The following is an 18298-nucleotide window of genomic DNA, read 5'->3' on the forward strand; positions in this document are numbered from 1 at the left end:
CGAAGGGAAACGCACGTGAGCAACATCGTTCTTGCGCAGCAGGCTGCCGAGGCCGTCAGCATCAACAAGGGTCTCGCCGCCATCGGTTACGGCCTCGGCGCGATCGGCCCCGGTATCGGTGTGGGTCTGATCTTCGCCGCCGTCATCAACGGCACCGCCCGTCAGCCGGAGGCACAGGGCAAGCTGCAGAGCATCGCCTTCTCGACCTTCGTTCTGACCGAGGTGCTGGCGCTGATCGGTATCGTCATCTACTTCCTCGCCTCCGCCTAGGGCTGAGTTCCGCTCATCGCTTAAGGAGACGTTGTGCTGAAGACCGAATTGGTGTTGGCCGCCGAAGAGGTGCCCAACCCGATCGTGCCGCACGTTCCCGAGCTCATCCTCGGTTTCATCGCCTTCCTTCTGCTGCTGTTCGTTCTGAAGAAGTACGTCGTCCCTCGTTTCGAGACGGCATACGAGGAGCGCACCAAGCTGATCGAGGGTGGCATCGAGCGGGCCGAGAAGGCGCAGGCCGAAGCCGAAGAAAACCTTGCGCAGTACAAGGCGCAGCTGGCGGAAGCCCGTTCCGAGGCCGCGAAGATCCGCGACGACGCCCGGCTCGAAGCCGAGCAGATCAAGGCGGAACTGCGGGCCGACGCCGAGGCCGAGTCCCAGCGCATCGTCGCACAGGGCCAGGCCCAGCTGCAGGCGCAGAAGGCGCAGATCATCGCCGAGCTGCGCGCCGAACTCGGCCGTAACTCCGTCGAGCTGGCCAGCCGCATCGTCGGCGAGTCACTCGCGGACGACGCGCGCCGTCACGGCACCGTGGACCGGTTCCTGGCCGAATTGGAGACCGCCGGTGCCAACGGTGCCGGTCTCGGAGCGGGGAAGTAGACCAGAATGACGCTGCATGCTGCGAGCCGTGAAGCGCTCGACCTCGCCGAGAATCGTCTCGGCGAGGTTCTGACCGCCGCGGGTACTGACCCGGCGACGGTCGGCGACGAGCTGCTTTCGGTCGTCGCCCTGCTGGACCGGGAGATCGGCCTTCGCCGGGCCGTCGCCGACGGTTCGGCCTCGTCCGAAGCCCGGATCGGCCTCGCCCGCGGAATCCTCGCGGGCAAGGTTTCCGAACCGGCCCTGCAGGTGCTCGACTCCGTGGCAGGCAGCCGCTGGTCGAGCCCGCGCGAACTGACCGACGGGCTCGAGGCCCTCGGCCGCTCGGCGCTGCTCACCAGTGCGGAGAAGTCCGGGAACATCGACGCTGTCGAAGACCAGCTGTTCCGGGTCAGCCGTATCGTCGCGGGTGAACCGGAGCTCGAACGGGCACTGTCCGACCTGGCCGCTCCCGCCGAGGCGAAGCGGACGCTGGTCCGCAACCTGTTCGCCGACAAGGTGGACTTGGTCACCGAGACCCTCGTCGAGCAGGTCGTCCTGCGCGTCAAGGGCCGCGGGGTCGCCAACGCCCTCGAGCGGCTGGTCCAGCTGGCCGCGGAACGCCGTGAACGCTCGGTCGCCCAGGTGACCAGCGCGAGCACGCTGTCCGAAGAGCAGCAGGCCAGGCTGAGCGAGAAGCTCAACGCCCTTTACGGGCGGCAGCTCGCGCTGCACGTCGAGGTCGACCCGTCACTGGGCGGCGGACTCGTCGTCCGCGTCGGCGACGAGGTCATCGACGGCAGCACCGCGGGGCGGATCGACTCCCTGCGCCGCCGCTTGGCCGGCTGACCCACTACTACTTTGCACACTGGCACGAACGAAGCGAGAGCGGGAACGAAATGGCGGAGCTGACGATCTCCTCGGATGAGATCCGTAGCGCGATCGAGAACTACGTCTCGAGTTACGCCCCGGACGTGAGCCGGGAAGAAGTTGGCGTCGTCATCGACGCCGGTGACGGTATCGCCCACGTAGAGGGCCTCCCCTCGGCGATGGCCAACGAGCTGCTCGAGTTCCCCGGCGGGGTCCTCGGGGTGGCGCTGAACCTGGACGCGCGCTCCATCGGTGCCGCGATCCTCGGTGACTTCGAGACCGTCGTCGAAGGCCAGCAGGTCAAGCGCACCGGTCAGGTCCTCTCGGTTCCGGTCGGCGAGGGTTACCTCGGCCGCGTCGTGAACCCGCTGGGTGCCCCGATCGACGGCCTCGGCGAGATCGAGACCACCGAACGTCGTCCGCTGGAGGTCAAGGCCGCTTCGGTGGTCGAGCGCCAGCCGGTGGCCGAGCCGCTGCAGACCGGGATCACCGCGATCGACGCGATGACCCCGATCGGCCGTGGCCAGCGTCAGCTGATCATCGGTGACCGCAAGACCGGTAAGACGGCCGTCGCGGTGGACACGATCATCAACCAGAAGGCCAACTGGGAGACCGGCGACCCGAAGAAGCAGGTTCGCTGCATCTACGTCGCGGTCGGCCAGAAGGGCTCCACGATCGCCGCCGTGAAGAAGTCCCTCGAGGACGCCGGCGCGATGGAGTACACCACCATCGTCGCGGCCCCCGCGTCGGACTCCGCCGGCTTCAAGTGGATCGCGCCGTACACCGGTTCGGCCATCGGCCAGCACTGGATGTACGAGGGCAAGCACGTCCTCATCGTGTTCGACGACCTGACCAAGCAGGCCGACGCCTACCGCGCGATCTCCCTGCTGCTGCGTCGCCCGCCGGGCCGTGAAGCCTTCCCCGGCGACGTCTTCTACTTGCACTCCCGTCTCCTCGAGCGTTGCGCGAAGCTCTCGGACGAGCTGGGTGCGGGCTCGCTGACCGGTCTCCCGATCATCGAGACCAAGGCGAACGACGTGTCGGCCTACATCCCGACCAACGTCATCTCGATCACCGACGGTCAGTGCTTCTTCCAGTCGGACCTCTTCAACGCTGGTCAGCGTCCGGCCATCGACGTGGGTATCTCGGTTTCCCGCGTGGGTGGTGCCGCGCAGGTCAAGGCGATGAAGGACGTTTCGGGTTCGCTCCGAATCGACCTGTCGCAGTACCGCGAGCTGGAGGCCTTCGCGGCCTTCGCTTCGGACCTCGACGACGCGTCGAAGGCGCAGCTCGAGCGTGGAGCGCGGCTGTACGAGGTGCTCAAGCAGGCCCAGTACTCCCCGATCCCGGTCGAGGAGCAGGTCGTCACGGTGTACCTCGGCACGAACGGTCACTTCGACACGGTCCCGACCGAGGACGTGCGCCGCTTCCGTGACGAGTTCGTCGACTCCGCCCGTCGCAAGCACGGAGAGCTCCTCAAGGACATTCGCGAGTCGGGCAAGTTCTCCAAGGAGACCGCTTCCGGGCTGGTCGACGCGGTGAACGAGTTCAAGAAGGAGTTCACCACCTCCGAGGGCAAGAGCCTGACCGAGGTCTCCGACGCCATGGACGCCGAGAAGGTCGGGCAGGAGACCGTCAAGGTCAACAAGCCCGCACCGAAGAAGTGAGCTGGTAGCTCATGGCCGCACAACTCCGAGAACTCCGGTCGCGTATCAAGGCGACCAAGTCCATCGGCAAGATCACCAAGGCGATGGAGCTCATCGCCACCGCGCGCATCACCAAGGCGCGGGCGAAGGTCGCGGCGTCGCGGCCCTACGCGGACGAGATCACGAACGTGCTCTCCGCGTTGGCCAGCGCTTCGGCCAACCTCGACCACCCCTTGTTGGTGGAGCGAGCCGAGCCGAAGCGCGCGGCGGTCCTCGTGATCACCAGCGACAAGGGCCAGTGCGGTGGGTACAACTCCAACGTGCTGAAGGCGACCGAGGAGCTCCTCACGCTGCTGCGTAAGCAGGGCAAGGAGCCGGTGCTGTACGTGACCGGCAACAAGGGCTTGAGCTACTACCGGTTCCGCGGCCGCGAGGTGGCGGAAAGCTGGACGGGGTTCTCCGACCAGCCCGGTTACGTCAACGCCACGGGTGCCGGTGAGCTCATCGTCGAGTCGTTCCTGAACGGCGCCGACGACGAGGCCGGTAACGCCGACGGCATCCTCGGTGTCGACGAGATCCACGTCGTCTACACCGAGTTCGTCTCGATGCTCACCCAGCGCCCGGTCGCCAAACGCGTCGCGCCGCTCGAGGTCGAGTACACCGAGGGCGACGAGGAGAAGCCCGAAGGCCTGGTCTCGAGCTACGAGTTCGAGCCCAACGCCGAAAAGCTGCTCGCCGCGTTGCTGCCGAAGTACATCAACACGCGGATCTTCGCGGCGATGCTCGAGTCGGCCGCGTCCGAACTCGCCGCGCGCCGTACCGCGATGAAGGCCGCGTCGGACAACGCGAACGATCTGGTTGGCACGCTCACGCGGGAGATGAACCAGGCCCGTCAGGCGCAGATCACCCAGGAGATCTCCGAAATCGTCGGTGGCGCGAACGCGCTCACCGGTGCGGCTGGGGACGAGTGATCGTGAAGTCTTACCGAATGAATGGACCGCACGGCGCGCTTTCGGCCGAAGGCCTCGGGTTGGGGGAGGCGGGCCGGAGGTCCGTCGACGCGAACCCGGCCGCGCGCTCGGATGAACACGGAAGTGATGATTGATGACCAGTACTGAAACCCCGCGTGCCAAGGGGCGCATCGTGTCGGTGACCGGGCCGGTCGTCGACGTCGAGTTCCCGCGCGGTGCCGTGCCCAATCAGTTCAACGCGCTCAAGGTCGAGATCGAGTTCGAGCAGCTGCGCAAGACGGTGACCCTCGAGGTCGCCGGTCACCTCGGTGACAACCTCGTCCGCACCATTTCGCTCCAGCCGCAGGACGGCTTGGTGCGTGGTGCCGAGGTCACCGACACCGGCGGCCCCATCACGGTCCCGGTCGGCGACAAGGTCAAGGGCCACGTCTACAACGCGCTCGGCGAGTGCCTCGACGAGCCCGGCTACGGCGACGACCTCGAGCGCTGGGGCATCCACCGCAACCCGCCTTCCTTCGACCAGCTCGAAGGCAAGACGAAGATGCTGGAGACCGGCCTCAAGGTCGTCGACCTGCTGACCCCGTACGTCGAGGGCGGCAAGATCGGCCTGTTCGGCGGGGCCGGCGTCGGCAAGACGGTGCTCATCAAGGAGATGATCACCCGTGTCGCCCGGAACTTCGGTGGTACCTCGGTGTTCGCCGGTGTCGGCGAGCGCACCCGCGAGGGCAACGACCTGTTCCTGGAGATGTCCGAGGACGGCGTCATCAACGACACCGCCCTCGTCTTCGGCCAGATGGACGAGCCGCCCGGCACGCGTATGCGGGTCGCGCTGTCCGCGCTGACCATGGCGGAGTACTTCCGCGATGTGCAGAACCAGGACGTGCTGCTCTTCATCGACAACATCTTCCGGTTCACCCAGGCCGGTTCCGAGGTGTCGACCCTGCTGGGCCGCATGCCTTCGGCCGTGGGTTACCAGCCGACGCTGGCCGACGAGATGGGTCAGCTCCAGGAGCGGATCACCTCGACCCGTGGTCGTTCGATCACCTCGATGCAGGCGATCTACGTCCCCGCGGACGACTACACCGACCCGGCCCCGGCCGCGACGTTCGCCCACCTGGACGCCACCACGGAGCTTTCGCGTGGCGTCTTCCAGAAGGGCATCTTCCCGGCGGTGGACCCGCTGGCGTCGACGTCGACGATCCTCGACCCGGCCATCGTCGGTGAGGACCACTACCGGGTGGCCTCCGAGGTCATCCGGATCCTGCAGAAGTACAAGGAACTGCAGGACATCATCGCGATCCTCGGGATGGACGAGCTCTCGGAAGAGGACAAGCTCACCGTTCAGCGCGCGCGCCGCATCGAGCGGTTCCTGTCGCAGAACATGCTGGTCGCCGAGGCGTTCACGAACATCCCGGGTTCGACCGTGCCGCTGTCGGAGACCATCGAGTCCTTCGACCGCATCACCAAGGGCGACTTCGACCACTACCCGGAGCAGGCGTTCCTGGGTATCGGTGGCCTCGAAGACCTCGAGAAGAAGTACAAGGAAATCACCAAGAAGTGATGTTCCGATGAGCGGCGGGATCAGTGTCTACTGTGGACGCTGGTCCCGTCGTTCGCATACTGGGAAGTTTGACTATTACACTCGGTGCCAGCACCTGAGGTGAAGGGAAGCTACGTGGCTGAGATTTCTGTCGAGCTGGTAGCCGTCGAGCGTCGTCTCTGGTCCGGTACCGCCACGTTCGTGGTGGCACAGACCACCGAGGGCGAGATCGGCATCATGGCCGGTCACGAGCCTGTACTCGGCCAGCTCGTCGAGGGTGGCGTCGTGAAGGTGACCACCACCGACGGCGAGATCGTGACCGCCGCGGTGCACGGCGGTTTCCTGTCGGTCACCGCGACCGGCGTGAGCATCCTCGCCGAGAGCGCAGAGCTTTCGGACGAGATCGACGTCGATGCGGCCAAGAAGGCGTTGAGCGGCGAAGACGAGCAAGAGCGAGCTCGGGCAACCGCCCAGCTTCGCGCGGCCGGTCAGTCGGTCTGACCGGGAATCGGGCAGGGGCCGGGCCGTGGAAATCGCCGTGGGTATTCTCGGGGCCCTGACCATCCTGGCCGTAGTCGCGGCCTGGTATTCGTTGCGGTGGGTCCGGATGCGCCGCGGTGGTGGCGTGAGTGTCGCGCTGCGGTGGCGTCCGGACGAAGCGCGGTCCAGCTGGCATCTGGGGCTGGGCCGCTACGAGGGCGACGAGTTCGTCTGGTTCCGGGTGTGGAGCCTGAGGACCGGCCCGGACCGGGTCTTCCAGCGGGCGAGTATGGAGATCGCGGACCGGCGCGATCCGTCCGGCACGGAGGCGTACGCCGTCCCCGACGGTTCGATCGTCCTGCGATGTGAGTCCGCCACGCAGGAGGCGATCGAGATCGCGATGGGCCCCGGTGCCCTCACCGGCTTCCTCTCGTGGCTCGAATCAGCCCCACCCGGCCGCCGCCTCCCGCGCGCTTCCTGAGTTACGCCCCCAAGCACGCAAGTTACGCCCCCAAGCACGCGAGTTGCGTATTCAGGCACGCGAGTTGCGTGTTCAGGCACGCGAGTTGCGTGTTCAGGCACGCGAGTTGCGTGTTCAGGCACGCGAGTTACGCCCTCAAGCACGCGAGTTCCGTCTTTAGGCACGTGAGTTCCGTGTCTGAGCACGCGAGTCACGCTTTCAGGCACGCGAGTTGCGTGTTCAGGCACGCGAGTTACGCCCTCAAGCACGTGAGTTCCGTCTTTAGGCACGCGAGTTCCGTGTTCAGGCACGCGAGTTCCGCCCCCAAGCACGCGAGTCCCGCGTCTGAGCACGCGAGCTCGCCGTTCGGGCACGTCGTATGCTCGCGCCGTGACCACCGTCGACATCCCGGGCTCGAAGTCGATCACCGCCCGAGGCCTGTTCCTCGCGGCCGCCGCCCACGGTACGACCGTGCTGAGCAGGCCGCTGCGTTCGGACGACTCCGAGGGCTTCGCCGAAGGCCTGCTCAAACTCGGCTATCAGGTCTCTCGTGCCCCCGACGAGTGGACGATCTCGGGGCGTCCCGAAGGCCCCGCCGCCGACAGCGCCGACGTCTTCTGCCGCGATGGCGCCACCACCGCGCGCTTCCTCCCCGCCCTGGCCGCCGCCGGGCACGGGACCTTCCGCTTCGACGCCTCCGAGCAGATGCGCTCGCGGCCGCTGGGCCCGCTGACCGACGCGCTGCTGGAATTGGGCGTCGACCTCACCTTCGAAGGTTCGCCGGGTCACCATCCGCTGGTGGTGCGGGCCGCCGGGATCAAGGGCGGCGACCTGACGCTGGACGCGGGCCTGTCGTCGCAGTTCCTGACCGCGTTGCTGCTGGTCGGGCCGCTGACCGCGGAGGGACTGCGGATCACCGTCACCGACCTCGTGTCGGTGCCCTATGTCGAGATCACCATCGCGATGATGCGGCGTTTCGGCGTCGAGGTCGTCCGGGAGGGTGACACGTTCATCGTGCCGCCGTCGCCGTACCGGGCTTGCCACTACGAGATCGAGCCCGACGCGTCGACGTCGAGCTACTTCTTCGCCGCGGCGGCCTTGACCGGGCGCTCGGTGACGATCCCGGGGCTTTCGGCCGAGGCGTTGCAAGGTGACCTGGGGTTCGTCGAAGTCCTGCGACAGATGGGGGCGGACGTCGAGGTGGGCGCGGACGCGGTGACCGTGACCGGGACGGGCGGGCTGCGCGGCGTCACGGTGAACATGCGCGACATCTCCGACACCGTGCCGACGCTCGCGGCCATCGCGCCGTTCGCGGACGGGCCGGTGCGGATCGAGGACGTCTACAACACGCGGATCAAGGAATGTGACCGGCTCGCGGCATGCGAGGAGAACCTGCGCGCGATGGGTGTCCCGGTGGAGACCGGGCGGGACTGGATCGAAATCCGGCCTTCGGTGCCGACGGGTGCGCTGGTGAAGTGCCGTCGTGACCACCGGATCGCGATGGCGTTCAGCGTCACCGGGCTCCGTACGCCGGGGATCACGCTGGACGACCCGGGTTGCGTGAAGAAGACCTTCCCCGGGTTCCATGACGCCCTCGCCGCGCTGCGCGCTTCCTGGGGGCTCTGACTTCTCTGCCGCAATTAGTCCTCTAGTTGCGCGGTCGGAAGCGAAGCGAACATGAGATCTTCCGGACCGGCATTTCTACCGGGCTCCGAACGTGATCCACGTCTATTCTCGGCGTATGACTCAGAGCGAGGACACGAACCGCTGGAGCCACCTTCCCGAGTCCGCGTCCCTGGAGGACACGATCACGATGAAGGCGATCGACCCGGGCAAAGACGGCACGCCCGACGTCGACCTCGAGCGTTATGGGGCGGCACAGGAACACGGCTGAGCTCCACCCCTTCACACCATTCGGCACCTGGCCGCGCGACTATCGCGACCAGGTGCCGAATTGCGTCGTCAGGAGGCGCCACCCGGCTGCCACAGGATGTCGCCGTCCGGGTTCGCGAGCCGCGACAGGATGAACAACAGGTCCGAGAGCCGGTTCAGGTACTTCAGCGCGAGCTGGTTCGTCGTCGACGGCTCGGCTTCGTAGAGCACCCAGCCGGAGCGCTCCGCCCGCCGCGAAACCGTGCGGGCCTGGTGCAGGAACGCCGCCCCCGGGGTACCACCCGGCAGGATGAACGACGTCAGCTTCGGTACGCGCTCGTTGAACTCGTCGCACCAGCCTTCGAGCCGCTCGATGTAGCGCTCGGTGATGCGAAGTGGTTCGTACGGCGGGTTTTCGACGATCGGCGAGCACAGATCCGCGCCGACGTCGAAAAGATCGTTCTGCACCCCCCGCAGGACCTGGGTGATTTCCCCGGAGAGACCACCCATCGCGAGGGCGAGCCCGATGACCGAGTTGGCTTCGTCGACGTCGGCGTACGCGCCCAGCCGCGGCGACGTCTTCGGCACGCGGGAGCCGTCGCCGAGTGCCGTGGTGCCGTTGTCGCCGACCTTCGTGTAAACGCGGTTGATGCGAACGACCATGAACCCGACTGTACCGGCCCGGCGTAAGGCAAATCCGGGCGAGAGGGCATGATTGGCGCCCATGAGTGAGCACTTCGACGTGCACGGCGGAGCACGGCTGGTCGGCGAGGTCGACGTGGTCGGGGCGAAGAACAGTGTCCTGAAACTGATGGCCGCGGCCCTGCTGGCCGAGGGCACGACCACCATCACGAACTGCCCCCAGATTTTGGACGTCCCGCTGATGGGTGACGTCCTCCGCAGCGTCGGTTGCGACGTCGTCATCGACGGCGACACCGCGAAGATCACCACCCCGGCCGAACTTTCGCACCGGGCCGACTCGGCCGCGATGGGCAAGCTGCGTGCGTCGGTCTGCGTGCTGGGCCCGCTGGTCGGACGCCTCAAGCAGGCCGTCGTCGCGCTGCCGGGTGGCGACGCGATCGGCTCCCGGCCGCTCGACATGCACCAGAACGGCCTCCGCAAACTGGGTGCCACCAGCACCATCGAGCACGGCTGCGTCGTGGCGAAGGCCGACGGCCTGCGTGGCGCGCAGATCTGGCTGGACTTCCCGAGTGTCGGCGCCACCGAGAACATCCTGATGGCCGCTGTGCTCGCTGAGGGCACCACGGTCATCGACAACGCCGCGCGCGAACCCGAGATCGTCGACATCTGCACGATGCTCGCCGAGATGGGCGCGAAGGTCGAAGGCGCGGGCACCTCGACCCTCACCGTCGAGGGCGTCGAGAAGCTGCGTCCCACCGAGCACCGCGTGATCGGCGACCGGATCGTGGGCGCGACCTGGGCGTTCGCCGCCGCGATGACCCGGGGCGACCTGACCGTGCGCGGCGTCAACCCGCACTATCTCGACCTGGTCCTCGACAAGCTCGGCCTGGCCGGTGCCGAGGTCGAAACGTTCGGCGACAAGGGTTTCCGCATCATCCAGAAGGAGCGCCCGAAGGCCGTCGACTGGGTGACCCTGCCGTACCCCGGTTTCGCGACCGACCTGCAGCCGTTCGCGGTGGCGTTGTCGGCCGTGTCCGAGGGCACCTCGATGATCACGGAGAACATCTACGAGGCGCGGTTCCGGTTCATCGAAGAGATGATGCGGCTTTCCGGTGACGCGCGCACCGACGGGCACCACGCCGTCGTCCGCGGCGTGGAGCGGCTCTCCAGCGCGCCGGTGTGGGCCGCGGACATCCGCGCCGGCGCCGGGCTGGTGCTGGCCGGGCTGTGCGCGGACAGCGTCACCGAGGTCTGGGACGTCTTCCACATCGACCGCGGCTACCCGCATTTCGTGGAGAACCTGAACCGGCTCGGTGCCCGCATCGAGCGCGTTTCGGGTGAGCCCGAACGGGCCTGACCTTCAAGCACGGGTCATGATTCGAGCGCCAAGGCCGTGCCGAAACCGACAAGAGCGGTTCCGGTGACGCCGTCGAGCGCGCGGCGAACCTTGCGTCGTTCGAGCCAGGTCCGCACGCGGTGCACGAAGAACAGCAGCACCATCAGCCACAGCGAACCGAGCACGGCGACGGTGTAGGCGAGCACCAGCGCGTCCCACGTCGACGTCGTCGCGGGGTTGAGAAACTGCGGCAGCACCGACAGGTACAGCACGAGGATCTTCGGATTCGTGATGTTGGAGAGGAAGCCTTCACGGAAGCGCCGGAAGCCGCTCGCCTTCTGGTGTTTCACCGCGGCGACGCCGGAGTAGTCGCCCCGCCACGCGCCACGCAGCGCCTGGAAACCGAGGAAGACCAGGTATGCGGCGCCGAGCCATTTGAGCGTCACGAACACCGGCTGCGACTGCGCGATGACGACGCCGAGACCGAGTGCGGCGGCGGTGCCCTGGACGGCGCTGCCCGCGAAGATCCCCACCGTGGCCAGGAATCCGCCGCGGGTGCCGCCGGACAGCGAGTTCTTGAGCATCACCATCGTGTCCGGCCCTGGGGCCAGTACGATCAGGACGACGATGAGCAGATAGCTGCTGTACGAACTCCACGTCACGGTTGCCAACGCTAGACGTCGCACGCTGGTGAGTCCTGCGGATTTCGGTCACAGTTGCGGAGTCACAGTCGCGGGTGCTGTCGTGCCGGGCCGCGCATTCGGCGGCCGACGATCGGCCACTGTCGCGGGCCTCGCCGACGGGTAGTGTGCCTTGGCATGCACGAGGGGCAGATCGACCTCCTTCCTGGCGAACGGGTCATCTGGGCCGGGCAGCCGGTACGCAGGCCCCTCTTCAATCCCGGTGACCGGTTCAACGTCCCCTTCGGCCTGCTTTGGCTGGGCGGCGTCACCCTGTTCTTCTTCTACCACCACGACACCGCGTTCCAGTTGGCCGCATGGGTCGTGCTCACCGTCGCGGGCGTGTTCCATCTCGTCGGCAGGCCGCTCATCCGCTGTCTCAGGCTCGCGTCGACCACCTACGCGGTGACGGACGGCAGGGTCATCGCGACCAGTTCACTGGTGGGCCGCAAGGAGGAGTCCGCGCTACTGGCGGAGCTGGACGACCCCGTCGTCACCCCCGGCCCCGGCAAAACCGGGACGATCACGTTCGGCAGGCTCGGCGTACTCGCCTGGGCGTCGGCGAACTTCGGTGCCGGTTCGGGGAAGGACCGCAAGGTGCCGGTCATCCTGGTCGGGGTCAGTGAGGTGGGCAAGGTTCGCGAGAAGCTCGCGAAAGCCGTCGACGAGGCACGAGCGCGGCAGACGCCGGAAGACTGAACCGGCCACAACGCTTCCACAACATCTCCCGGTGGTGCCGGATGTGAGTCTCTCCTGGTCAGCGCGGAAACGCGGCTTTTCGAACAGGAGAAACGCATGCGCGAGATCATGGGCAAACTGGGCATCCTGCTGGTCACCGGCGGCCTGTCCCTGACCGTGGCACCGGGGATGGCGGAGGCGGCGCCGCCGCCCAACTTCAGGGTCGGCATCCAGTTCGCCGACAACGGCGGCCGGAGCGGCTTCGGTGTCGAGCAGTTCACCGGGTTCGTGAACTTCGGCACCAGCGTGTCGCCGTGGGCCGGGGACAGCAACAACTTCGATCCGGACGGAGCCCGGATCAACCTCGACCCCGCGTTCGGCGGCGGCGTGCTGGGTCAGGTCGACTTCCGGATCGGCGGGCAGGCCAACGACCGCGGCGGCCGGGAAATCGGCCCCGCCACCTACACACCCTGGGCCAGCCAGGGTGGCGGCTCGACCGACACCATCACCGACAGCAATTCCTTCGACCCCGATCAGTACCGGTTGTTCCTGGAAACGCGGCCGCTGCCGCCGGGGGCCCAGATCAGCGATCTGCGCCTGTCCATCCTGGCGGTCGACCGCGGCGAGCCCGACGGCGTGCCCGCGTTCACCCGCTGGGCGAGCCAGGGCGGCGGCCGCAGCGGCTTCGCGCTGGACGCCGACTCCTTCGACCCGGACGGATTCCGTATCGGCCTCGAAGTCGTCTGATACCGGTGCCCAGGTCTCCTGTCACCCACGAGACCTGGGCACTTTCCTGGCCGAGAATGACCCGACTGTGTTCGATTCAACTGCGCGGCCGATGTTACCGGCCGGTACACTCAGGCGGTCGTCCAGCGCCGGAGGTGCACCGTGCCCTATCCCACGGATCGTGAACGGGACCGCCCCTGGGTGATGCGGACCTATGCCGGTCACTCGTCCGCGGCCGCGTCCAACGAGCTCTACCGGCGGAACCTCGCCAAGGGTCAGACGGGCCTCTCCGTCGCGTTCGACCTGCCGACGCAGACCGGCTACGACCCGGATCACCAGCTCTCCAAGGGTGAGGTCGGCAAGGTCGGTGTCCCGGTCTCGCATATCGGCGACATGCGGCGGCTCTTCGACGGCATCCCGCTCGCCGAGGCCAACACGTCGATGACGATCAACGCACCGGCCATGTGGCTGCTGGCGCTCTACGTCTCCGTGGCACGCGAGCAGGCCGAAACCGAGGGCCGCGACGTCGACGAGGTGCTGGCCAAGCTCACCGGCACCACGCAGAACGACATCATCAAGGAGTACCTCTCCCGAGGTACCTACATCTTCCCGCCGGGTCCGAGCCTCCGCCTGATCACCGACATGATCGCGTGGACGGTGCACCACGTGCCGAAGTGGAATCCGATCAACATCTGCAGCTACCACCTGCAGGAAGCCGGTGCGACGCCGACGCAGGAGGTCGCGTACGCACTGTGCACCGCCATCGCCGTCCTCGACGCCGTCCGGGATTCCGGGCAGGTCGAGCAGGCCGACATGGCCAAGGTGGTCGCGCGGATCTCGTTCTTCGTCAACGCCGGCGTGCGTTTCGTCGAAGAGATGTCCAAAATGCGCGCGTTCACCGCGCTGTGGGACGAGATCACCAAGGACCGTTACGGCGTAACGGATGCGAAGGCGCGGAGGCTGCGCTACGGCGTGCAGGTCAACTCGCTGGGCCTGACGGAGGCCCAGCCGGAGAACAACGTCCAGCGCATCGTGCTGGAGATGCTCGCGGTTTCGCTTTCCCGCGGTGCCAGGGCCCGCGCGATCCAGTTGCCGGCGTGGAACGAGGCGCTCGGCCTGCCCCGCCCGTGGGACCAGCAGTGGGCGCTGCGGATGCAGCAGGTGCTGGCTTTCGAGACCGACCTGCTGGAGTACGAGGACATCTTCGACGGCTCGCACGTCATCCAGGCCAAGGTCGACGAGATCATGGCCGGCGCGCGGGAAGAAATCGCGCGGGTGCAGGACGTCGGCGGCGCCGTCGCGGCCGTCGAAAGCGGCTACATGAAGTCGCAACTCGTCGCGTCGCTGGCGGAGTTGCGGCGTGGCATGGAGAACGGCGAGCGGATACTGGTCGGGGTCAACAAGTTCGAGACCACCGAACCCTCGCCGCTGCAAGCCGAAGGCGCCAAGGCGATCGAGACCATCGACCCGGCCGTCGAGAAACAAGCCGTCAGCGCGATCGAGGAATGGCGGGCGCGCCGCGACAACGCGGCCGCCGAGTCTTCGCTGGAGAAGCTGAAGGCCATCGCGAAGACGTCGGACAACCTGTTCGAGGCCACGATCGACTGTGCTCGCGCCGGGGTCACCACCGGGGAATGGTCGGACGCGCTGCGCGAGGTGTTCGGCGAATACCGCGCCCCCACCGGGGTTTCCGCGTCCGCGGCGGCGAGCGAGGGCAACGAGGAACTCCGCCGCGTCCGCGATCGGGTCAAGGCGACGAACACCGAGCTCGGCGAGCGGCTGCGGATCCTGGTCGGCAAACCCGGCCTCGACGGGCATTCCAACGGCGCCGAGCAGGTGGCCGTGCGGGCACGCGACGTCGGGTTCGAGGTGGTGTATCAGGGCATCCGGCTGACCCCGGAGCAGATCGTCGCGGCCGCCGTCCAGGAGGGCGTGCACGTGGTCGGGCTTTCGGTGCTTTCCGGCTCGCATCTGGAGGTCGTCCCGCAGGTGGTGGACGGGTTGCGTGGGGCGGGTGCGGGCGACATCCCGGTCATCGTCGGCGGCATCATCCCGCCTGACGACGAAAAGCTGCTGCTGGAACGCGGGATCGCCCGTGTCTTCACGCCCAAGGACTACGAACTCACCGACATCATGGACGGAATTGTCGGATTGGTGCGCGAGCGCCACGGCCTGAGCACGTAAAGTCACCGTAAATCTCGGTACCGTAACGGCGGGCTGGTGGGGGAGCCACTCACATTGCCGGGGCAAAGGTACCCACCTACGTTTCGATTAAACCGATTAATCGAAAAGGGGTGCGGCTATGGCGCACGGCGAGTGGTCGAGGCGAGATTTCCTCCGGCGGTCCGCGGTTCTGGGGGCGGTGACGATCGGCGGTCCGGTGTTGTTGTCCGCGTGCACGTCGACCTCGTCCGGAGACGCACTGCAGGCAGCCAAGGACTCAAAGAAGATCAAGATCGGTATCGCGAACGAATCTCCCTACGGTTTCACGGATCAGTCAGGCAAGGTGACCGGAGAGGCGCCCGAGGTGGCGCGAGCCGTCTTCAAGGCGATGGGCATCGACAATGTCGAAGCCAGTGCGGTTTCCTTCGACCAGCTGATCCCCGCGCTCAACGCCAGGCAGTACGACGTCGTCGCGGCCGGGATGAACATCAAGAAGGAACGGTGCGACGCCGCCGCGTTCTCGATTCCGGACTATTCGGCGCTGACCGCGTTGCTGGTGCCGAAGGGAAATCCGCAGCAGGTCGTGAAGTTCGAGGACATCGCCGCCAAGAAGGTCAAGGTCGCGGTGCTCTCGGCCGCCGTCGAGAAGGGCTACGCCACCGATTCCGGGGTCGCCGAGGACCAGATCGTCACCCTGGACTCGCAGGACAACATGCTCCGGGCGGTCACCGACGGCCGGGTCTACTGCGCGGCGCTCACCGACATCTCCCTCAAGGACGTGCTGCTGAAGAATCCGGGAGCGGCGGCCGAAGTGACCCCCGGTTTCGACCCGGTCAAGGGCGGGCAGCCGGTCCTGTCCGCCGGCGCTTTCGTCTTCCGCAGGGACGACAACCCGCTGCGCGAGGCGTTCAACACCGAACTGAAGAAGTTGCACGACAGCGGGGACTGGACCCGGATCGTGACGCCGTTCGGGTTCTCGGCGGCGAACCTGCCGAAGGCCGAGGTCACCACCGAGAAACTCTGCGGGGTGTAGTGGGGCGGACGTCATGTCGTCGTCGGTTTCGCATATCATCACGTCCGTCCTCAGTGGACTGACCGCGACCGTCACCGCCGCACTCGGCGGGATCGCGCTCACCGTGGTGCTCTCGCTGATCGCGGGACTCGCGCTGAGATCGCCGTCGCGGGTGGTGCGGGGGGTTTCCCGCGTCTACGTCGAGATTTTCCGCGGTACCTCGGAGGTCGTCCAGCTGTTCTGGCTGTACTTCGTGCTGCCGGTGCTGGTCGGTTTCCAGCTGCTGCCGATGTTCGCCGGGATCCTGGTGCTGGGGCTCAACCACGGTGCCTACGGCGCCGAGATCGTCCGCGGTGCGGTGAACTCCGTGCCGCGTGCGCAATTCGAGGGAGCCGTCGCGCTCAATCTGACTTCCGCCCAGCGGATGCGGCGGGTGATCCTGCCGCAGGCGTTCGCGGAAATGCTGCCACCGTTCAACAACCTGTTCATCCAGTTACTGAAGAGCACCGCCTTGCTTTCGTTCATCGCCGTTCCGGAGATGGCGCGCCAGGGTGAACTGCTGCGGCCGGTCTTCGGTGCGGAGATCGGCTGGATCTACGGCACGGAACTTGTGCTGTATCTCCTGCTCGCGCTGGTGATCACCACTGGGATGCGGGTGCTGGAACGGCTCGCGTCGCGGCGGCTCGGCAGAACGCCCGCCAAGATGACGGCCACGGCGGGGGGTGTCTGATGGGCTGGAGCTGGGAAGCGGCCTTCGATTCGATTCCCTTGCTGCTGAAGGGTTTGCTCGTCACCGTCGAGATCACACTGCTCGCCTCGGTGGTCGGCTACCTGCTCGGCCTGGTGTTCGCGCTGGTCCGGCGCGCGGAGATCCCGGTGCTGTCGCGGGCGGTCTGGCTGTTCATCGAGTTCGTCCGCAGCACCCCGTTGCTGATCCAGGTGTTCGCGATCTACTACCTGGTCCCGCCGCTGACGGGGTTCACGATGTCGGCCTTCCTCACCGGTGTGGTGGCACTCGGCGTGCACTACGCGACTTACGCCGCCGAGGTGTACCGGGCCGGGATCGAAGCCGTCCCGAAAGGACAGTGGGAGGCCGCGACCGCGCTGAACCTGCCCCGGTCCCGGGTGTGGACGGCGATCGTCCTGCCGCAAGCGGTCCCGCGTGTGCTGCCCGCGCTGGGCAACTACACGATCTCGATGTTCAAGGAAACTCCGTTGCTGCTGGGGATCGGCGTCCTCGACGTGCTCAACCGGGCGAAAGAGGTCGGCGCCGAGACGTTCCGCGTCATCGAGCCGTACACCCTGGCCGGGGTGCTGTTCCTGCTGGTGAGCCTGCCGGCTTCGATTCTGGTGAGAAGGTTGGAGCGACGTGCCGCCCACAGTTGATTCCCCGATGATCCGGTTCTCGCAGGTGGTCAAGTCCTACGGTGACCACGTCGTGCTGCGGGACCTCGATTTCAGCGTCGCGCCAGGGGAATTCGTCTCGCTGATCGGGCCGAGCGGGTCCGGGAAGACGACGATCCTGCGGCTGCTGATGACCCTGGAACGGGTCGACGGCGGCACCATCGAAGTCGGCGGCGAGTACCTGAGCCATCGGAAACGCGGTGGGGAATTGGTGCCCGCGGACGAGAGGTACCTGCGGGCCGTGCGCAGGCGGATCGGCATGGTGTTCCAGCAGTTCAACCTGTTCCCGAACATGAACGTGCTGCGCAACATCACCGAGGCGCCGATCCACTCGCTCGGCGTCCCCCGCGAGGAGGCTGAAGCACGAGCCGTCGACCTGCTGGACATGGTCGGGCTCACGGACAAGCAGAACGAGCATCCGACGCGGCTCTCCGGCGGCCAGCAGCAGCGCGTCGCGATCGCACGGGCGCTCGCGATGCGGCCGGACGTGCTGCTGCTGGACGAGGTCACGTCGGCACTCGACCCCGAACTGGTCGCCGACGTCCTGCGTGTGCTGCGCGAGATCGCGGCGTCCACGGACATCACGATCCTGTGCGTCACCCACGAAATGCAGTTCGCACGGGACGTTTCGGATCGCGTGATGATGTTCGACCAGGGCCAGGTGCTGGAGGACGCGGTGCCGGACAAGCTGTTCAGTGCCCCCGAGCACGACCGGACGCGACGGTTCCTCAAGGCCGTGATCGACCGGGCGTGAGGGGCCTCGTGAGTGTTTTGGGTCGTTCTAACGAAGGGTGTTTTAGGTACCTACGGCGGGTGTGCCGGGTAGCGGCCGGTCCTTGAAGGACCCCAGCAGCACCACCAATCACCACGGCGGCGCGTGAAGGACCCCTTCCCTCGGCTCAGCCGAAGAAACTCGACCTTCACACCTTCCCCAGTACATGAAGGCCCCCTTCCTTGCGCTAGGCGCAA

20 protein-coding genes are annotated in these 18298 nt (G+C 66.9%); 18 read left to right on the plus strand and 2 right to left on the minus strand.

Annotated elements, in window-relative coordinates; genetic code table 11:
* The first annotated feature begins 15 nt into the window (after window positions 1-15).
* The 10 genes from AB0M65_RS25110 to AB0M65_RS25155 all read left to right on the plus strand — a co-directional run bounded on the left by AB0M65_RS25110 (window position 16) and on the right by AB0M65_RS25155 (window position 8710).
* The gene (locus AB0M65_RS25110) at window positions 16-270 is read left to right on the plus strand and encodes an ATP synthase C chain (RefSeq protein ID WP_005150354.1); all 255 of its coding nucleotides are present in this window, start codon (window positions 16-18) and stop codon (window positions 268-270) included.
* 33 nt (window positions 271-303) lie between these two features.
* Complete coding sequence (locus AB0M65_RS25115) at window positions 304-870, plus strand: F0F1 ATP synthase subunit B (protein ID WP_364032061.1); 567 nt, start codon at window positions 304-306, stop codon at window positions 868-870.
* A gap of 6 nt (window positions 871-876) precedes the next feature.
* Window positions 877-1698 (plus strand): F0F1 ATP synthase subunit delta, encoded by an 822-nt coding sequence (locus tag AB0M65_RS25120; RefSeq protein ID WP_364032063.1) that lies wholly within the window; start codon window positions 877-879, stop codon window positions 1696-1698.
* A 50-nt stretch (window positions 1699-1748) separates the two neighbouring features.
* The gene (gene atpA / locus AB0M65_RS25125) at window positions 1749-3386 is read left to right on the plus strand and encodes a F0F1 ATP synthase subunit alpha (protein ID WP_364032066.1); all 1638 of its coding nucleotides are present in this window, start codon (window positions 1749-1751) and stop codon (window positions 3384-3386) included.
* An 11-nt stretch (window positions 3387-3397) separates the two neighbouring features.
* A complete protein-coding gene (locus AB0M65_RS25130; protein ID WP_364032069.1) occupies window positions 3398-4336 on the plus strand; it encodes a F0F1 ATP synthase subunit gamma in 939 nt (312 codons plus the stop codon).
* 133 nt (window positions 4337-4469) lie between these two features.
* The gene (gene atpD, locus AB0M65_RS25135) at window positions 4470-5897 is read left to right on the plus strand and encodes a F0F1 ATP synthase subunit beta (protein WP_364032072.1); all 1428 of its coding nucleotides are present in this window, start codon (window positions 4470-4472) and stop codon (window positions 5895-5897) included.
* Between the two features lie 114 nt (window positions 5898-6011).
* Window positions 6012-6377: a F0F1 ATP synthase subunit epsilon gene (locus AB0M65_RS25140; RefSeq protein WP_364032075.1), complete on the plus strand. Its 366-nt coding sequence runs from the start codon at window positions 6012-6014 to the stop codon at window positions 6375-6377.
* Between the two features lie 25 nt (window positions 6378-6402).
* A complete protein-coding gene (locus tag AB0M65_RS25145) occupies window positions 6403-6837 on the plus strand; it encodes a DUF2550 domain-containing protein (protein ID WP_364032078.1) in 435 nt (144 codons plus the stop codon).
* Window positions 6838-7206: 369 nt separating this feature from the next.
* Window positions 7207-8442, plus strand: a complete 1236-nt coding sequence (aroA, locus tag AB0M65_RS25150; RefSeq protein ID WP_364032081.1) for a 3-phosphoshikimate 1-carboxyvinyltransferase — start codon at window positions 7207-7209, stop codon at window positions 8440-8442.
* Between the two features lie 115 nt (window positions 8443-8557).
* On the plus strand, window positions 8558-8710 hold the full coding sequence (locus AB0M65_RS25155) for a hypothetical protein (protein WP_364032084.1): 153 nt from the start codon (window positions 8558-8560) through the stop codon (window positions 8708-8710).
* Window positions 8711-8778: 68 nt separating this feature from the next.
* Here the strand turns inward: AB0M65_RS25155 and AB0M65_RS25160 are convergent, their stop codons facing one another.
* Window positions 8779-9351, minus strand: coding sequence for a cob(I)yrinic acid a,c-diamide adenosyltransferase (locus AB0M65_RS25160; RefSeq protein ID WP_364032087.1), 573 nt, complete (start codon window positions 9349-9351; stop codon window positions 8779-8781).
* A gap of 61 nt (window positions 9352-9412) precedes the next feature.
* Here AB0M65_RS25160 and murA point away from each other — a divergent pair, with 61 nt between their 5' ends.
* On the plus strand, window positions 9413-10687 hold the full coding sequence (gene murA / locus AB0M65_RS25165) for a UDP-N-acetylglucosamine 1-carboxyvinyltransferase (protein WP_364032090.1): 1275 nt from the start codon (window positions 9413-9415) through the stop codon (window positions 10685-10687).
* Between the two features lie 14 nt (window positions 10688-10701).
* On the opposite strand, the gene AB0M65_RS25170 is transcribed toward murA, so the two are convergent.
* Complete coding sequence (locus AB0M65_RS25170) at window positions 10702-11328, minus strand: LysE family transporter (protein WP_364032093.1); 627 nt, start codon at window positions 11326-11328, stop codon at window positions 10702-10704.
* A 156-nt stretch (window positions 11329-11484) separates the two neighbouring features.
* Between AB0M65_RS25170 and AB0M65_RS25175 the strand changes: the two genes are divergently transcribed.
* The 7 genes from AB0M65_RS25175 to ehuA all read left to right on the plus strand — a co-directional run bounded on the left by AB0M65_RS25175 (window position 11485) and on the right by ehuA (window position 18083).
* Window positions 11485-12045, plus strand: coding sequence for a hypothetical protein (locus tag AB0M65_RS25175; protein WP_364032096.1), 561 nt, complete (start codon window positions 11485-11487; stop codon window positions 12043-12045).
* Between the two features lie 96 nt (window positions 12046-12141).
* The gene (locus AB0M65_RS25180; RefSeq protein WP_364032099.1) at window positions 12142-12771 is read left to right on the plus strand and encodes a hypothetical protein; all 630 of its coding nucleotides are present in this window, start codon (window positions 12142-12144) and stop codon (window positions 12769-12771) included.
* Between the two features lie 141 nt (window positions 12772-12912).
* Window positions 12913-14934: a protein meaA gene (locus AB0M65_RS25185; RefSeq protein ID WP_364032102.1), complete on the plus strand. Its 2022-nt coding sequence runs from the start codon at window positions 12913-12915 to the stop codon at window positions 14932-14934.
* Between the two features lie 118 nt (window positions 14935-15052).
* Window positions 15053-15946, plus strand: a complete 894-nt coding sequence (ehuB, locus tag AB0M65_RS25190; protein WP_364032105.1) for an ectoine/hydroxyectoine ABC transporter substrate-binding protein EhuB — start codon at window positions 15053-15055, stop codon at window positions 15944-15946.
* A gap of 13 nt (window positions 15947-15959) precedes the next feature.
* A complete protein-coding gene (ehuC, locus tag AB0M65_RS25195) occupies window positions 15960-16655 on the plus strand; it encodes an ectoine/hydroxyectoine ABC transporter permease subunit EhuC (protein WP_364032108.1) in 696 nt (231 codons plus the stop codon).
* Window positions 16655-17311, plus strand: a complete 657-nt coding sequence (gene ehuD, locus AB0M65_RS25200; RefSeq protein WP_364032111.1) for an ectoine/hydroxyectoine ABC transporter permease subunit EhuD — start codon at window positions 16655-16657, stop codon at window positions 17309-17311. Before ehuC ends, ehuD begins: the two co-directional genes overlap by 1 nt.
* A 7-nt stretch (window positions 17312-17318) precedes the next feature.
* Complete coding sequence (gene ehuA / locus AB0M65_RS25205; protein WP_364032117.1) at window positions 17319-18083, plus strand: ectoine/hydroxyectoine ABC transporter ATP-binding protein EhuA; 765 nt, start codon at window positions 17319-17321, stop codon at window positions 18081-18083.
* Window positions 18084-18298 lie beyond the last annotated feature (215 nt).

The sequence above is a fragment of the Amycolatopsis sp. NPDC051071 genome (assembly GCF_040682875.1).
Lineage (GTDB): Bacteria > Actinomycetota > Actinomycetes > Mycobacteriales > Pseudonocardiaceae > Amycolatopsis.

Excerpts from the sequence above, each read along its gene's own strand:
- AB0M65_RS25175 (WP_364032096.1), top strand. The coding sequence starts at position 11,485 with ATGCACGAGGGGCAGATCGACCTCCTTCCTGGCGAACGGGTCATCTGG.
- AB0M65_RS25180 (WP_364032099.1), top strand. The coding sequence starts at position 12,142 with ATGCGCGAGATCATGGGCAAACTGGGCATCCTGCTGGTCACCGGCGGC.
- ehuC (WP_364032108.1), top strand. The coding sequence starts at position 15,960 with ATGTCGTCGTCGGTTTCGCATATCATCACGTCCGTCCTCAGTGGACTG.
- ehuD (WP_364032111.1), top strand. The coding sequence starts at position 16,655 with ATGGGCTGGAGCTGGGAAGCGGCCTTCGATTCGATTCCCTTGCTGCTG.
- atpA (WP_364032066.1), top strand. The coding sequence starts at position 1,749 with ATGGCGGAGCTGACGATCTCCTCGGATGAGATCCGTAGCGCGATCGAG.
- AB0M65_RS25130 (WP_364032069.1), top strand. The coding sequence starts at position 3,398 with ATGGCCGCACAACTCCGAGAACTCCGGTCGCGTATCAAGGCGACCAAG.
- murA (WP_364032090.1), top strand. The coding sequence starts at position 9,413 with ATGAGTGAGCACTTCGACGTGCACGGCGGAGCACGGCTGGTCGGCGAG.
- ehuA (WP_364032117.1), top strand. The coding sequence starts at position 17,319 with ATGATCCGGTTCTCGCAGGTGGTCAAGTCCTACGGTGACCACGTCGTG.
- ehuB (WP_364032105.1), top strand. The coding sequence starts at position 15,053 with ATGGCGCACGGCGAGTGGTCGAGGCGAGATTTCCTCCGGCGGTCCGCG.
- AB0M65_RS25160 (WP_364032087.1), bottom strand. The coding sequence starts at position 9,351 with ATGGTCGTTCGCATCAACCGCGTTTACACGAAGGTCGGCGACAACGGC.
- AB0M65_RS25155 (WP_364032084.1), top strand. The coding sequence starts at position 8,558 with ATGACTCAGAGCGAGGACACGAACCGCTGGAGCCACCTTCCCGAGTCC.
- AB0M65_RS25120 (WP_364032063.1), top strand. The coding sequence starts at position 877 with ATGACGCTGCATGCTGCGAGCCGTGAAGCGCTCGACCTCGCCGAGAAT.
- atpD (WP_364032072.1), top strand. The coding sequence starts at position 4,470 with ATGACCAGTACTGAAACCCCGCGTGCCAAGGGGCGCATCGTGTCGGTG.